This window comes from Streptomyces sp. Ag109_O5-10 (assembly GCF_900105755.1).
Lineage (GTDB): Bacteria > Actinomycetota > Actinomycetes > Streptomycetales > Streptomycetaceae > Streptomyces.
Map to the genome: position 1 here is coordinate 970,167 of NZ_FNTQ01000001.1, position 14,298 is coordinate 984,464.

Here is a 14,298-nt window from a genome sequence, read left to right on the forward strand (position 1 = left end):
CACTGGCCTGAGGTCGGCTGCGAAGCGCATGCACACGGTAGATCGACCGTACACCGCTCCCCCGGCGCGAGCACGTCCGCGCGGCGGGGGCTCGGGGCCACCGGTCTGCGCCCGGTCTCCGCCAGGTCTCACACGTCGGGCCGCGGCCGCCGCAGTACGTCGGCGGCCTGCCGGTGGCCGTCGCCCGGCAGGCCGCGCAGCGGGCGGGGCAGGCTGGCGTGCGGCGCGAGGCCGGGTTCGGCGGCCACTGCCGCGATGACCCGCAGCGATCCGTGCCGGGCGAAGAGGTCCCACAGCGGCTGGAGCGGCTCCGCCTCCTCCCGGGCCCGGTCGGCCCGCCCCGGCCGGACCGGCACACCCGCCCGGCGGGCGAGCTCACTGATCCGCATGTCTCTCACCTCGACGAACGCTGAACCCTGCCCCCGAGGGCAAGGTCGAGGCGCCTCGCCGGATAGGGCAGCCGGGATCAGTCGGCCGGGTTTGCGGCCGGCCCGCTCAGTTCCGCCCGGTACCGCGCGTACGCGGCGCGCAGTTCGTCGCCCGGCCAGTGGGCGGGCAGGAGCTCCGGGGGCAGCACGGGGTCGGTCAGCAGGTGGCGTACCGCCGCCGCGAAGACCGTGAAGCGGTCGGCCGGGAGGCGGGACGCGGACGCCCGGGCCAGGAGGGCGCGGGCGGTGGCCGACCAGGTGGTCAACGGCCAGAGGTCGGCGGCCAGCTCGGGGGCGGGGCGGTCGGGGCGGGCCGTGTAGGTCTGGGTGGTCGCCGCGAGGTCGGCGGGAACCGGTCTCGCCAGGTTCGCCGGGCGGAGCCAGACGCCCTCGCGGAGTTCGGCCAGGCGCAGGGAGGTCAGGCGGGAGCGCAGGTCGGCGCGTGCGGCGGGGTCGCGGCCCGTGGCCGTGACGACCAGCATCTCCCACTCGCCGTGCCACGCGCGCGTGCGGGGCCGCACCGCCTCGTCCTGGCGGCGCTGGCGGGCCAGCAGCCGGTCGCTGAGGCCGTAGACGGCGTCACCGGTGCGGCGCAGATCACCGGCGGCCGTCATACGGCTGAGCGCGGCGCGGAGCGTGGAGCCGCCGACCCCGAAGGGCTCGACGAACCGGATCAGGTCCTTCACCGGCAGCTCCGGCGGATGCGTGCCCAGGAGCAGGCTCAGCACGACCGACCTGGCGGACAGGGGCGGCAGGCCGACGTCGGCGGGCTCGGCGGACACGTCCTTCATGCGCATGGTCACGTACTGTACGTGCGGCGCCTTGTTGCACTATTGCTGCGGCCGCAGGATTACTGCAACATGGCAGCCATGGACTCGACCGCCGCGCACCCGCAGCCGCAGTACGCCACCCACGACGTCACCAACCAGCCGCCCCCGCTCGCCCCGTACGACGCCTCCGACGACCCGGCCCTGATCGAGGGGCTGCGCCGGGAAGGGGCGGAGTGGGCCGAGGCGGGGATCCGGCGACTCGGGGCGCGGGCCGGGAGCGCGGAGGCGCAGGAGTGGGGTGAGCTGGCCAACCGGCACGAGCCGGAGCTGCGCACCCACGACCGGTACGGCAACCGGATCGACGAGGTCGACTTCCACCCCAGCTGGCACCACCTGATGCGGGCGGCGGTGGAGGAGGGCCTGGCCGGAGCGGCCTGGGCGGACGACCGGGCCGGGGCCCATGTCGCGCGGACGGCGGGCGGACTGGTGTGGGGGCACACCGAATCCGGCCACGGGTGCCCGACGTCCATGACGTACGCCGCCGTTCCGGCGCTGCGCGCCCAGCCCGAGCTGGCCAAGGTGTACGAACCGCTGCTGACCAGCCGGGAGTACGAACCGGGGCTGCGCGTGCCGACGGAGAAGCCGGGGCTGCTCGCCGGGATGGGCATGACCGAGAAGCAGGGCGGTTCGGACGTACGGACGAACACGACGGCCGCCACGCCCACCGCCGAGCCGGGCGTCTACACCCTGCGCGGGCACAAGTGGTTCACCTCGGCGCCGATGTGCGACGTCTTCCTGGTGCTGGCCCAGGCACCGGGCGGTCTGTCCTGCTTCCTCGTGCCGCGCGTGCTCCCGGACGGCAGCCGCAACGCGTTCCGCATCCAGCGGCTGAAGGACAAGCTCGGCAACCGATCCAACGCGTCCTCGGAGCCGGAGTTCGACGGCACCGTGGCCTGGCTGGTCGGGCCCGAGGGGCGGGGGGTGAAGACCATCATCGAGATGGTCAACTGCACCCGGCTCGACTGCGTGATGAACTCGGCGACCCTGATGCGCAGGACGCTCGTCGAGGCGGGCCATCATGCGCGCCACCGCAGCGCGTTCGGGGCCCGGCTCGTCGACCAGCCGCTGATGCGCAACGTGCTGGCCGACCTGGCGGTGGAGTCGGAGGCCGCGACCACGCTGACCCTGCGGCTCGCGGGGGCGGCGGACCGGGCGGTGCGCGGGGACGAGCAGGAGCGGGCCTTCCGGCGGATCGCGACCGCCGTCGGCAAGTACTGGGTCACCAAGCGCGGCCCGGCCTTCACCGCGGAGGCCCTGGAGTGCCTGGGCGGCAACGGCTACGTCGAGGACTCCGGCATGCCCCGGCACTACCGCGAGGCGCCGCTGCTGTCGATCTGGGAGGGCTCGGGAAACGTCAACGCGCTCGACGTGCTGCGCGCGCTGTCCCGCGAACCCGGCGCCGCCGACGCCCTGTTCGGCGAACTCGCGCTCGCGCGCGGGGCGGACGCCCGGCTGGACGCGACCGTGACCCGGCTGCAGAACGAATTGGCCGAGACCGATCAGGTGGGCGCGCGCCGGCTGGTCGAGCGGATGGCGCTCGCGCTCCAGGCCTCGCTGCTGGTCCGGTACGCTCCGGCCGCCGTCGCGGACGCCTTCTGCGCGACCCGGCTCGGCGGCGACTGGGGGCACGCCTTCGGCACCCTGCCGGCCGGCACCGGGTTCGACGCGATCCTGGAGCGGGCCCTTCCTGGCCGGAACTGATCCCTGTGCGATCCGCCGACGGCAGCCGACCGTCGACGGATCGCACACAGTTGCCGTCCGATTCCGCATCGTTGTCAGTGCGGTGGTGCAGACTCCGGAACAGGTGGTACTCGTCCGGGGAGGACAACGGTGTTCACGGGGATCGACGAGGTCGACTGGACCTCGCTGCGGCACGCGTACGGCAGCGCGGCGGACGTGCCCGGACTGCTGCGCGGACTGGCCTCGGCGGACGCGGCCGAGCGGCAGGCCGCGCTCGACGGGATGTACGGCTCGGTGCACCACCAGGGCAACGTGTACGACGCGACACTCGCCTGCGTCCCGTTCCTCTTCGCGCTCGCCTCCCGCCCGGAGGTGCGGGACCGGGGCGCCATAGTCGAACTGCTGGTCAGCATCGGCGCGGAGAGCGCCGGTCCCCGGGCCGGTGCCGCCGTCCGCGCCGGCGCCGAGGCGCTCGTCCCGCTGGCCGACGACGCGTGCCCCGGGGTGCGCCGTGCGGTGCCCGGTGCCCTGGTCCGCTTCCTCGACGAACCGGACCGGGTACTGGCGCTGTTACGGCGGCGGAGCACGGTCGAACGCGACGAGCAGGTACTGCTCGCCCTGACCGAGGCCCTCGGGCTGTTCGTCCGGTGCCGTCCCGAACGGGCGTCGGGGGCACTTGAGTTGCTGACCGCGCAGAGCGGGCCGCCGCACGCGCCGGCGGCCCGGCTGGCCGCCCTCGGGCAGTTGGGCCTCGGCGCGCCGGAGCGGCTGCCCGCCGACCTGGTGCCGACCGCGGTCCGGCTGCTCAGGGAGCGGTCGGAGCGACGGGCGGCCGGTCCGGACCCGGTGGACGCGGACACCCTGGTCGGGCGGATACGGCGGCTGCGGCCCTCGGACGAGGAGGGCGGGTACCTGCTGCGCACCCTGCACCGGGCGCTGGACGACCGTGTGGCGGACCGGATCGCGCTGCTCGTCGGCCAGTTGGGCAGCCCGGACCCGATGGACCGGTGCAACGCGGTGTGGATGTCGGCCGGTCTGTTCCGTGGCTGGCGGGCGGACTTCGCGTCGCCGGTCTCCCTGATAGGCAGGCAACTGGGCCGTGAACAGGATCAGTTGCGGGACGCGGCGGTCTCCGTGCTGGTGGAGCTGTTCGGGCTGGCCACGCCGGCCGCCGACGAGCTGCACGCGCTGGTGACCGTGCGGCCCGACCTGTGGGTGCACACCTGGGAGCGCGGCAGGCCCTCGCTCGGCGGTCCGCTGAAGGCGCTGGCCAGAAGTGGCGATCCGCGCGCGGTGCCGGCCCTGTCCCAGCTGCTGGCGAGACCGGTGGTGCCCGGCGGGCTGGGCTTCGAGATCGCGCATCTGGGCCCGGCGGCCGCCCCGCTCGCGCCCGCACTGCGGCGCCGGCTCGGCCAGGTCGACCCGGATTCGCCCGAGGCCGCCGAACTGGCCGCGCCGCTGCTGGCGGCGGTCACCGCCCTCAAGGACCGCGCGGCGGTGCCCGAGGTGCTGCGGCTGCTGCGCGGGGCACCGGACGGGCTGGGGGCCAGGGAAGCACTCGTCGGGCAGGCGGTGCGGGCGCTCGACGTCCTGGGTACGGCGGCCCGGGCGGCGGCGCCGGTCCTGCGCGGGCTCCTGGACACCCGGCACGCGGCGCCGGCGGCGGGGGCGCTGTGGTCGGCGGAGGGGGACGCGACGGCCGTACTTCCCGTACTGCTGCGGGAGCTGTCGCACGGCCGCAGCCGCAGCGCGCGAGCGGCCGCCGAGCAGCTGGGCCGGCTGGGGCCGGCCGCCCGCGGCGCGCTGCCCGCGCTGCGCCGGCTGGCCCGGTCCGGCAGGGTCTGGGAACGGGCGGCGGCGGCCGAGGCGTTGTGGCGGATCGACGGGGATCCGGAACCCGTGCTCCCGGTGTTCCGGGCCGCCTGGTCGGAGAACCCCTACACCCGGGGCGCGATCGCCGGATGCCTGGCCGAGATGGGCCCGGCGGGCGCCCCGCTGCGCGACCTGGTGGCGGCCGAACTCGCCTGCCCGCGGCGGCACACGGCGCGGCCCGGCGGGTACGGCAGCCACGACATCGCCCAGGACGAACGGCTGCTCGCCGACTGCCGCCGGGCACTGGACGGGCAGGCCCGGTGACCGGCGGCCGGGACACGGGCGCCGACGCCGCCGGGCTCCGGGGTCAGCCGGCCGTCCGGCCCCACTGCGGCCCGAGCCGGGCCCATTCCGCGTCCCAGCGGTCCATCCGCCGCCGCTCCAGCCGGCCGCGCGCCACCAGACCGGCGACGAACGGGACGGCGGCCGCGCTCAGCCCGACCAGGCCGCCGATCAGCGCGGAGCGCACGTGGGTCTCGGAGGCGCCGGCGGGCCGGGTGACGAGGTGCCCCTGAAGGTCCGTCCAGACGGTGACCGGCGTGCCGACCTTGCTGCCGGCCGGTACCCGCGCCTGACCGGAGTGCGCGGAACCGTCGGCCACGGTCCAGCCCACGCGCGCCCACACTCGTTCGCCGTTCGACGAGTCGGAGGACTCGGAGGACGCCGAGGAGCCGGACTTCGACACCGCTGAGCCGGGGGCCTTGTCAAGGACATGGGCCACGACCGGGTGCCACTCGACGCGCTCGCGGGCCAGGCCGTCCTCGACCGACCGGGCCGCCGCGAGCCCGGCGAACACCCCGGCCAGCAGGGTCAGAAGCCAGGCGCCGAGCAGCACCCAGGCCTCCATCGTGTCGGCACGACGCTTCAGCGGGTTGCGCCGCCAGCGCCACAGCCAGACCTTCGGACCACGGAACGCCTTCAAAGGCATCCTCCTCACGCGCGCACGGACAGCCCGGACCGCCCTCCCATACGGGAGCGGCCGCCCTGTTGCTCACGGGCGAACTCCGAGTCGACGGTCGCACGACTGACCCCGCTCGCGCAGGCGTCTTTCGGAACGCGTTCCGCCGTCTTGTCCGGCCGGCCGACACGGCGGCTCCGACCTGCGCCGACGCCGGCTCCCGGGTGACTGTCAGTGGTGGGGTGCAGACTGGCCGATGTCCGAGTGCCGGCGGTGGCGGGAACTGTGCACCGGCGGGCGAACCGGACTGCGACCAGGACTGTGACAAGGACGTCATGGAGGTGATCGGCATGACCGAGGTACTGCTCGCCGTAGGGACCCGCAAGGGGCTCTTCCTCGGTAGGCGGCGAGGTGGCGCCTGGGAGTTCGACGAGCGTCCCTGCTTCAACGCGCAGGCGATCTATTCGGTCGCCATCGACACCCGGGGCGCGCGGCCCCGGCTCCTGGCGGGCGGCGACAGCGCGCACTGGGGCCCCTCCGTCTTCCACTCCGACGACCTGGGCCGCACCTGGACCGAACCGGCCCGGCCCGCCGTGAAGTTCCCCAAGGACACCGGTGCCTCACTGGAGCGGGTCTGGCAGCTCCACCCGGCCGCCGCCGAGCCGGACGTGGTCTACGCGGGCACCGAACCGGCGGCGCTGTACCGGTCCGAGGACCGCGGGGAGAGCTTCGAGCTGGTCCGGCCGCTGTGGGAGCACCCGACCCGCGACAGGTGGGTGCCGGGCGGCGGCGGTGAGGGCCTGCACACCGTGCTCACCGACCGGCGCGACCCGAAGGCGGTGACGGTCGCCGTCTCGACGGCCGGCGTGTTCCGCACCGGCGACGGCGGCGCGAGCTGGACGCCGTCCAACTCCGGTGTCTCCGCGGTCTTCCTGCCGGATCCCGACCCGGAGTTCGGCCAGTGCGTGCACAAGATCGCGCAGGACGCCGGGGATCCGGACCGGCTGTACCTGCAGAACCACTGGGGCGTGTACCGGAGCGACGACGCGGGGGCGCACTGGACCGACATCGGCGCGGGGCTGCCGTCCACGTTCGGTTTCGCGGCGGCCGCCCATCCGCACCGCGGGGACACGGCCTACGTCTTCCCGATCAACGCGGACGCCGACCGGGTGCCCGCCCGGCACCGCTGCCGGGTCTTCCGCACGGCCGACGCGGGCCGGACCTGGGAGCCGCTGTCGGCGGGACTGCCGCCGGAGGACCACTACGGCACGGTGCTGCGCGACGCGCTCTGCACGGACGACGCGGATCCGGCCGGCGTGTACTTCGGCAATCGCAACGGCGAGGTGTTCGCCTCGGCCGACGACGGCGACAGCTGGCGCCAGTTGGCCGCCCACCTGCCGGACGTGCTGTGCGTGCGGGCGGCGGTCGTCGCCTGACGCCAGGTCCCCGGAAGCAGGACGGTTTCTGTCGTCCGGGGACCCGGTCCGGTCGTCCCCGGTCGTCCCGCGGCCACGATCGCCTCGGATTGATCGCCGACCCGTGTACGGCAGTAGGGTGACGCCGTGGCACCACGACCCTTGCATGAGATCGTCGAACCGGGCTGGGCGAAGGCCCTGGAACCAGTGGCCGGGAGGATCGCCGCGATGGGCGACTTCCTGCGCGCGGAGATCGCCGCGGGACGCACCTACCTCCCGGCCGGCCCGAACGTCCTGCGGGCCTTCCAGCAGCCCTTCGACGACGTCCGCGTCCTGATCGTCGGCCAGGACCCGTACCCGACCCCGGGACACGCGGTGGGGCTGTCGTTCTCGGTGGCGCCCGAGGTGCGCCCGCTGCCGGGCAGCCTGATCAACATCTACCGGGAGCTCGGCACCGACCTGGGTCTGCCCCAGCCGTCCAACGGCGACCTCACCCCATGGACCCAGCAGGGCGTGCTGCTGCTCAACAGGGCGCTCACCACGGCCCCGCGCACCCCGGCCGCGCACCGGGGCAAGGGCTGGGAGGAGGTCACCGAGCAGGCGATCCGGGCGCTGGCCGGCCGCGGCAAGCCACTGGTGTCCGTCCTGTGGGGCCGCGACGCCCGCAATCTCCGCCCGCTGCTCGGCCAGTTGCCGGCGGTGGAGTCCGCGCATCCCTCGCCCATGTCGGCGGACCGTGGCTTCTTCGGCTCCCGCCCGTTCAGCCGCGCCAACGACCTGCTGATCCAGCAGGGGGGACAGCCGGTGGACTGGCGTCTGCCGTGAGCGACGGAGGCGGCGGGCCCCGGCAGGCGGGCTTCCTCGCCGTCGACTCCGGCGGCTCCGGGTTACGGGCCGTCGTGGGCGTGCCGGGGCGCGAGCCGTCGGCACCCCTGGAGTCCCGGAAGCCGGTGCGGACCGGGGAACGGGGCATCGACCCCGGGCACCTGCTGGAACAACTCCTGCCCATGGCACGGGCGCTGGCCGGCTCGTACGGGCTGGGGCAGGTGACGACAGCCGTCGTCGGCGCCGCCGGACTGGCCAGTCTCGGCGACGCGCTGCGCGCCGAGCTGCCGGGCGCGCTGGCCCGCGAACTCGGCGTTCGGACGGTCGCGCTGGCCGCCGATGCCGTGACCGCCTACGTCGGCGCCCTCGGCCCGCACCCCGGCGCGGTGGTCGCCGCCGGGACCGGGCTGATCGCGACCGGTACCGATCTCACCCGGTGGCGGCGGGCGGACGGCTGGGGGCACCTGCTCGGCGACTGCGGCGGCGGCGCCTGGATCGGCCGGGCCGGACTGGAGGCGGCGCTGCGCGCCTTCGACGGGCGGGACGGCGGCTCGGCCGCGCTGCGGGCCGCCGCCGAGGACCGGTTCGGGCCGCTGCCCGGGCTACCGGGACAGCTCTACCCGCGCACCGACCGGCCCGCCGTACTGGCCTCCTTCGCCCCGTGCGTCGCGGACCGCGCCGGTGCGGGCGACCCGGTCGCGACCGCGATCCTGCGCACCGCCGCCCGGCACATGGCCGAGTCGGCCGCCGCCGTCTGCCCCGCGGACGGCGAACCCCTGGTCGCCCGCACCGGCGGCCTGTTCAAGCTGGGCGACCCGCTTCTCGTACCGCTGGCCGGGGAATTGGCGCGGCTGCTCCCCCAGGCGCGGCAGGTGCCGGCGGAGGGCGATCCGCTGCACGGAGCGGTACGCGTCGCGAGTGACCTGGTCACCGGGCGGCTCACCCTGCCGGGTGATGAGAAACTGCTGTCCGTTGTACACACAAAACTTGTACATACAAAAGGGGATTGATCCCACTGGGGCACGAAGTGTCCGACAGGTGGCGGGATCACCTCCAAATCATGCGTAACTCATCAGACAAAAGCGGACGGATACCGCTCACCTGCACCCTCCCCGAACAAGGGAGCCCAGATAGCCAGTAACATGCGGCGCCATGAGCTCCCCCACTGGGCCCGCCGGCCTGCCTGTACGAATGCCGCGCCCCCGCCAGCCCGGACGGCACCGCCGCCCCGAGCCGCTGGTGGCTCCCGAGGACGCGCCCGCGCTCGTCCTCGCGGTGCCGGGTACGCCCAGCGCGGCGACGCGCAGTCTCGCCGAGGAGGTCGTCAGCATCGCCCGCTCCGAGCTGCCCGGCCTGGACGCCCGCATCGGGTACCTGGACGGGGACGACGCGGAGTTCCCCACCCTCCAGTCCGTGCTGGCCCGTGCCGCCGAGGAGCGCACCGCCCGCTACGAGCAGGCCGTCGCCGCCGGCGTCGAGGGGATCAAGGCCCCTGACGGCCCGGTCGCCGTCGTCGTGCCGCTGCTGGCCGGTCCGGACAGCGCGCTGCTGCGCCAGGTCCGCCACGCGGTCATGGAGAGCCGGATCGCGGCCGACCTGACCGACGTCCTCGGCCCGCACCCGCTGCTCGCCGAGGCGCTGCACGTGCGCCTCTCCGAAGCGGGTCTGGCCCGCGCCGACCGTGCCCGGCTGTTCACCGTGGCGACGGCCGCGGACGGCATCGTCCTCGCGTCCGTGGGCGGCGACGAGGCCGTGCAGGCCGCCGGGATCACCGGCATGCTGCTCGCCGCGCGCCTGGCCGTACCGGTGATGGCCGCCGCGCTGGACCAGGAGGGCTCGATCGCCTCCATCGCGGAGCAGCTGCGGGGTTCGGGGTCGCAGCAGCTGGCGCTGGCTCCGTACCTGATAGGGCCGGAGATCGACGCGGCGCTGCTGGCCGCGGCCGCGGAGGAGGCCGGCTGCGCCACCGCCGAGCCGCTGGGGGCGTACCCGGCGATCGGGAAGCTGGCGCTGGCCAAGTACACGACGGCGCTGGGGATCGCTCCGCAGCAGCCGCAGGGTACGCCGGTGCGGTGATGCGCTTCGCGCGGCGGCCGTGAGTCGAGGGCCCGTTCCTTGAGGGGAGCGGGTCCCTTTTTCATGGGGTCGCGCGGTCGGTGTTCGGCTGCGGGGCGGTGGGCGGCTGGGCGCGCAGTCCCCGCGCCCCTTGCGGGGCGCTGAAGGACGGGGCGCTGAAGGCGTGGCGCTTCAGTCGAAGACGATGCAGGAAGGGGCCGGGATCTCGACCGAGCCGTCGTAGCGGGGCTGGCCCGTGCGGTGGTCGAGGGTGAACCAGGTGATGTTGCCCGAGCGTTCGTTGGCGGCGTAGAGGAAGCCGCCCGACTCGGTGATCGCACGGGGCCAGTGGCCTCCGCAGGGGACCGTCGCCGTGAGGTGGAGCTGGTCGCCGTCGACCGTGAACGTGGACAGGACGTCCTCGCCCCTGGTCGCCGTCCAGACGAAGCGGCCGTCCGGCGAGACGGCGATGCCGGACGGGTAGGCGTCGCCGGCCGGGGCGCCGGGCAGCACCGGCGTCTCGGTCAGCGGCTTCAGGGTGCCGGTGGCGGCGTCCCAGCGGCAGACGGTCACGGTGGGCGTGAGTTCGTTGACGACGTAGGCGTACCGGCCGTCCGGGTGGAAGGAAAGGTGACGGGGGCCGGAGCCGGGGCGCAGGGCGAACTCGCGGTGCAGGGCCGGGGAGCCCCGGTCCAGGGTGCAGACGCGGACCGAGTCGGTGCCCAGGTCGACGCTGACCGCCCAGCGGCCACTGGGGTCGGGCTGCACCTGGTGGGCGTGCGGCCCGCGCTGGCGCCGCTCGTGCGGGCCCGAGCCGCTGTGCTGGAGCAGTCCGGACGGGGCGGGGGCGAGCGTGCCGTCGGGGCGGACGGGGACGGCGGTGACGCTGCCCGAGCCGTAGTTGGCGGTCAGGACATGGCCGTCGAAGACGCTGAGGTGGGTGGGGCCGCTGGCGTCGACCGGGACCGGCGGCCCGGCGAGGCGCGGCTTGTCGTCGTGGACGTGGTACGCGGCCACCGCGCCGTCGGCGGTCTCGCTGACCGCGTACAGGGTGCGTCCGCCGGGCGCGAGCGCGAGATAGGACGGGTCGGGGACGCCGTCGACGCTCTCCAGGAGTGCCAGGGCACCGCTGTCCGGTCGGACCGCCGCCGTCACGACCCCGGGGCCGCCCGCGGCCGTGAACGACCCGATGAAGGCCCTGCGCCGTCTGCCGCCGTCTGCCACCGCTGTCCCCTATCGCCGCGAGCCACCACGAGCCGGTACGTGTCGGAACGGGTCGGTTCGAGCCCGCCCGGGGCCGACGGTAGCAGCTGGCGGTCTAGACCAGGATGTGCGCGGCGCGTCTCAGGCGCCGACCAGGGGTGAGCCCGAGGGGGCCCGCAACGGCTCGGCGAGCTCGGCCAGGGCCCGCTCCAGGCCGTGCAGATGGGCGAGGGCGGGTTCGGCGGGCGGCTCGGTGGGGGCGGTGATGTGCTCCGAGCCCCTGGTGAGCGCCTCGACGGCGGCCTCGACCCGCCAGCAGGCGGCGGCCAGCCGCGCGTCGTGCGAGGCCTCCGGGTCGGCGGCGACCACGACCAGGCCGCGGATCTCGCGGGCGCAGTCGTCCAGCAGGCCGAGGACGCGGCGGGCGCGGCGCCTGCGGCCGCGGATCGGGTTGAGCGGGTGCACGAGCGGGGCGACCGAGAGCCGTACCCGGCCGAGGAGCTGTTCCAGTTCGGCCACCCGGGGTACCGGGTCGGCGGCGGAGCCGGCGAGCCGGGCGGCGGCCTCGGCCGTGCAGGCGTGCACGCAGCGCAGGGCGCGCTGGATCCAGGCGTCGGTGGTGAGATGGGTGGTGACCGGAAGCACGAACAGCACGGCGAGGACGGCGCCCAGGGCGCCCACCGCGGTCTCGGCCAGCCGCAGCGCCAGCAGGCCGGGGGTGAGGACGCCGAGCAGGCCGTAGAGCAGTTCGGCGAGGAAGGTCACCCAGAGCATCATCCAGGTGTAGGAGACGGCGGCCGTGTAGAAGATGCCGAAGACGGCGACCGCGACCAGGACGGCGGTGGGGACCGGGGCGCCGTGCACGGGGGCGGCCACCAGCGGGCCCAGCGCGATGCCGATGAGGGTGCCGAGGACCCGGCGGAAGCCGCGCACCAGGGTCTCGCCGCGCGAGGCGGTGTTGACGAAGATCCACCAGGTGGCACCGACCGCCCAGTACCAGCGCTGGCCGGACACCAGTTGGCCGGCGACCAGCGCGAAACCCGCGCCGGCGGTCGCCTGGACCGCCTGCCGGGTGGTCACCCGGGCCAGGCCGGTGCCGGTGGACGGGGCGGGTACCGGCGGCGGGGGCAGGCGGCGCTCGTAGCACCAGAGGCCGAAGCGGACGGCCGCGGCGCTGCCCACGGAGAGCAGGACGGCGGCGAAGAGCGCGGGCAGCTGTCCGGGGGTGGCGTGCAGGAACTGGGCGACGAAGAAGGTCATGAAGGCGAACACGCCCAGGCTGTGGCCGCGCGGACCCCAGCGACGTGCGTAGACGCCCGCGCCGACCACGGCGAGGAAGACCAGGTCGCGGGCGACCGGGACGTCGTGCAGTTCGGCCGCGGCGGCGAGCACGGGCAGGCCGACGGCGGGCAGCAGCGCGGTGGTGACGGCCTGCCCGCGCACGGTGGCGTCCGCGACGGTGAACAGCGCGAGCAGTGCGGCGAGACCGCCGGTGACGGCGCCCGTGACGGAGTGCACGGCCGGCGCGCAGACCACTACGGCTAGGCCGATGCCCAGCACGGCGCGCGCGGCGAAGCGCAGCCGAACCCGCCCCGGGTCCGGAGCCACGAACACCCTCTTCAGCACTGCTTCCCCTCCCGCGGACGGCACACAAAAGGCGCCGCGGGGGATCCGCAGCGCCATCGACACACCCATGAGAGCACCGGAGGGGCACCTGGCTCAAGTGGTGTCGATTCTGCTGCGCCAATGGTCCAGCAGGAAGCGCTGTAGCCCGACGGTCGAATCGCCAATGGACCAGGTCAGCCAGGATCACCGATGGGCCATTGGTACAGTCGTGCGTCATGACCGTGGACGAGCTCGACACCCGCATCCTGCGGCTGCTGCTGGAGCAGCCGCGCACCAGCGTGCGCGAGTACGCCCGGATCCTCGGGGTCGCCCGGGGCACGCTCCAGGCCCGCCTCGACCGGCTGGAGCGCGACGGCGTGATCACGGGTACCGGCCCCTTCCTCTCCCCCGCCGCGCTCGGCCACCCGGTGCTGGCCTTCGTGCACATCGAGGTCACCCAGGGACATCTCGACGACGTCGGGGACGCGCTGGCCGCAGTTCCGGAGATCGTGGAGGCCTTCTCGATCACCGGCGGCGGGGATCTGCTGACCCGGGTGGTGGCGCGGGACAACGCGCACCTGGAGGACGTGATCCAGAAGCTGATCAGCCTGCCGGGCGTGGTACGCACCCGTACCGAGGTGGCGCTGCGCGAACGCGTCCCGCACCGGCTGCTGCCGCTGGTGGAGTCCGTCGGCCGGGCCGCACGCGGATGACGGCATCCTGGTCGCATGAGCGATCTCGGCGGCCTCGCGGTCATCTTCGATCTCGACGGCACACTCGTGGACAGCGAGCCGAACTACTACGAGGCGACGCGGCGGCTACTGGCCCGGCACGGCGTCACGGACTACACCTGGGCGGCGCACGAGCGTCTCGTCGGCATCAGCACGCTGGAGACGGTCGCCCTGCTGCGTGACCGACACCGACTGCGGACCCCGGTGGCCGAGTTGCTCGCGGAGACGAACCGGCGGTATCTGGAGCTGGCCCGGACCGGCACGCGCGTGTACCCCGAGATGCGGAAGTTCGTGGAGCTGCTCGCGGCCGAGGGCGTCCCGACGGCGGTGGCCTCCGGCTCCTCTCCCGAGGCGATCGACGCGGTCCTGGCCGGCACCGGCCTCGGCGCCCATCTGCGTACGACGGTCTCGGCGGACGAGGTGCCGCGCGGCAAACCGGCGCCGGACGTCTTCCTGGAGGCGGCCCACCGGCTCGGTGCCGCACCGGCCGACTGCGTGGTGCTGGAGGACGCCGCTCCTGGCGTCGCGGCGGCGCACGCGGCCGGGATGCGCTGCATCGCGGTCCCGAGTGCGACCGCTCGGGCCGACCTGTTCAGCACGGCCGGCCTCCTGCTGCCCGGCGGCCAGGCGGAGTTCACGGCACGCGCGGCCTACGACTGGCTCACGTCGTCCTGAACGGCGGCCTCCGGCCACCTCCCGGTGTCCTCCCGGCGGTCTCCCGGCACCCTCCGCGGCGCCGGACCGCCGAGCCGTCAC

Annotated in this window: 13 protein-coding genes; 8 read left to right on the plus strand and 5 right to left on the minus strand. The window is 74.9% G+C overall.

Annotated elements, in window-relative coordinates:
* Window positions 1-128: 128 nt before the first annotated feature.
* Entirely contained in the window at window positions 129-389 is a 261-nt protein-coding gene (locus tag BLW82_RS04605) for a hypothetical protein (protein ID WP_107408496.1), read from the minus strand.
* 77 nt (window positions 390-466) lie between these two features.
* Entirely contained in the window at window positions 467-1,225 is a 759-nt protein-coding gene (locus BLW82_RS04610) for a PaaX family transcriptional regulator C-terminal domain-containing protein (RefSeq protein ID WP_093507853.1), read from the minus strand.
* A 72-nt stretch (window positions 1,226-1,297) separates the two neighbouring features.
* Here BLW82_RS04610 and BLW82_RS04615 point away from each other — a divergent pair, with 72 nt between their 5' ends.
* Both BLW82_RS04615 and BLW82_RS04620 read left to right on the plus strand, forming a co-directional pair.
* The gene (locus tag BLW82_RS04615) at window positions 1,298-2,959 is read left to right on the plus strand and encodes a DNA alkylation response protein (RefSeq protein WP_371131475.1); all 1,662 of its coding nucleotides are present in this window, start codon (window positions 1,298-1,300) and stop codon (window positions 2,957-2,959) included.
* Between the two features lie 129 nt (window positions 2,960-3,088).
* Window positions 3,089-5,074, plus strand: a complete 1,986-nt coding sequence (locus tag BLW82_RS04620) for a PBS lyase (protein WP_093497596.1) — start codon at window positions 3,089-3,091, stop codon at window positions 5,072-5,074.
* 43 nt (window positions 5,075-5,117) lie between these two features.
* Here BLW82_RS04620 and BLW82_RS04625 read toward each other — a convergent pair whose 3' ends face one another.
* A complete protein-coding gene (locus tag BLW82_RS04625) occupies window positions 5,118-5,738 on the minus strand; it encodes an Rv1733c family protein (protein WP_177232835.1) in 621 nt (206 codons plus the stop codon).
* A 320-nt stretch (window positions 5,739-6,058) separates the two neighbouring features.
* Between BLW82_RS04625 and BLW82_RS04630 the strand changes: the two genes are divergently transcribed.
* The 4 genes from BLW82_RS04630 to BLW82_RS04645 all read left to right on the plus strand — a co-directional run bounded on the left by BLW82_RS04630 (window position 6,059) and on the right by BLW82_RS04645 (window position 10,024).
* On the plus strand, window positions 6,059-7,144 hold the full coding sequence (locus BLW82_RS04630) for a WD40/YVTN/BNR-like repeat-containing protein (RefSeq protein ID WP_256215632.1): 1,086 nt from the start codon (window positions 6,059-6,061) through the stop codon (window positions 7,142-7,144).
* Window positions 7,145-7,270: 126 nt separating this feature from the next.
* Complete coding sequence (locus BLW82_RS04635) at window positions 7,271-7,948, plus strand: uracil-DNA glycosylase (RefSeq protein WP_093497599.1); 678 nt, start codon at window positions 7,271-7,273, stop codon at window positions 7,946-7,948.
* Window positions 7,945-8,958, plus strand: a complete 1,014-nt coding sequence (locus tag BLW82_RS04640) for an N-acetylglucosamine kinase (protein WP_093497600.1) — start codon at window positions 7,945-7,947, stop codon at window positions 8,956-8,958. The genes BLW82_RS04635 and BLW82_RS04640 overlap by 4 nt, the downstream gene beginning before the upstream one ends.
* A gap of 142 nt (window positions 8,959-9,100) precedes the next feature.
* Window positions 9,101-10,024, plus strand: a complete 924-nt coding sequence (locus BLW82_RS04645; protein WP_093497601.1) for a sirohydrochlorin chelatase — start codon at window positions 9,101-9,103, stop codon at window positions 10,022-10,024.
* A gap of 171 nt (window positions 10,025-10,195) precedes the next feature.
* Here the strand turns inward: BLW82_RS04645 and BLW82_RS04650 are convergent, their stop codons facing one another.
* Both BLW82_RS04650 and BLW82_RS04655 read right to left on the minus strand, forming a co-directional pair.
* On the minus strand, window positions 10,196-11,227 hold the full coding sequence (locus BLW82_RS04650) for a lactonase family protein (RefSeq protein ID WP_093497602.1): 1,032 nt from the start codon (window positions 11,225-11,227) through the stop codon (window positions 10,196-10,198).
* A gap of 120 nt (window positions 11,228-11,347) precedes the next feature.
* Window positions 11,348-12,832 carry an FUSC family protein gene (locus BLW82_RS04655; protein ID WP_093497603.1) on the minus strand — a complete coding sequence of 495 codons (1,485 nt, stop codon included), beginning with the start codon at window positions 12,830-12,832 and terminating at the stop codon, window positions 11,348-11,350.
* Between the two features lie 215 nt (window positions 12,833-13,047).
* On the opposite strand from BLW82_RS04655, the gene BLW82_RS04660 reads away from it, so the two are divergent.
* Together BLW82_RS04660 and BLW82_RS04665 are read left to right on the plus strand one after the other, a co-directional pair.
* Window positions 13,048-13,524, plus strand: coding sequence for an Lrp/AsnC family transcriptional regulator (locus tag BLW82_RS04660; RefSeq protein WP_093497604.1), 477 nt, complete (start codon window positions 13,048-13,050; stop codon window positions 13,522-13,524).
* 15 nt (window positions 13,525-13,539) lie between these two features.
* Window positions 13,540-14,217 carry an HAD family hydrolase gene (locus tag BLW82_RS04665; RefSeq protein ID WP_093497605.1) on the plus strand — a complete coding sequence of 226 codons (678 nt, stop codon included), beginning with the start codon at window positions 13,540-13,542 and terminating at the stop codon, window positions 14,215-14,217.
* The last annotated feature ends 81 nt before the right edge of the window (window positions 14,218-14,298 follow it).

What these genes read in the sequence shown, in the direction of transcription:
- BLW82_RS04605 (WP_107408496.1), bottom strand. Translation starts at nt 389, where the DNA reads ATGCGGATCAGTGAGCTCGCCCGCCGGGCGGGTGTGCCGGTCCGGCCG.
- BLW82_RS04610 (WP_093507853.1), bottom strand. Translation starts at nt 1,225, where the DNA reads ATGCGCATGAAGGACGTGTCCGCCGAGCCCGCCGACGTCGGCCTGCCG.
- BLW82_RS04615 (WP_371131475.1), top strand. Translation starts at nt 1,298, where the DNA reads ATGGACTCGACCGCCGCGCACCCGCAGCCGCAGTACGCCACCCACGAC.
- BLW82_RS04625 (WP_177232835.1), bottom strand. Translation starts at nt 5,738, where the DNA reads ATGCCTTTGAAGGCGTTCCGTGGTCCGAAGGTCTGGCTGTGGCGCTGG.
- BLW82_RS04630 (WP_256215632.1), top strand. Translation starts at nt 6,059, where the DNA reads ATGACCGAGGTACTGCTCGCCGTAGGGACCCGCAAGGGGCTCTTCCTC.
- BLW82_RS04645 (WP_093497601.1), top strand. Translation starts at nt 9,101, where the DNA reads ATGAGCTCCCCCACTGGGCCCGCCGGCCTGCCTGTACGAATGCCGCGC.
- BLW82_RS04660 (WP_093497604.1), top strand. Translation starts at nt 13,048, where the DNA reads ATGACCGTGGACGAGCTCGACACCCGCATCCTGCGGCTGCTGCTGGAG.
- BLW82_RS04665 (WP_093497605.1), top strand. Translation starts at nt 13,540, where the DNA reads ATGAGCGATCTCGGCGGCCTCGCGGTCATCTTCGATCTCGACGGCACA.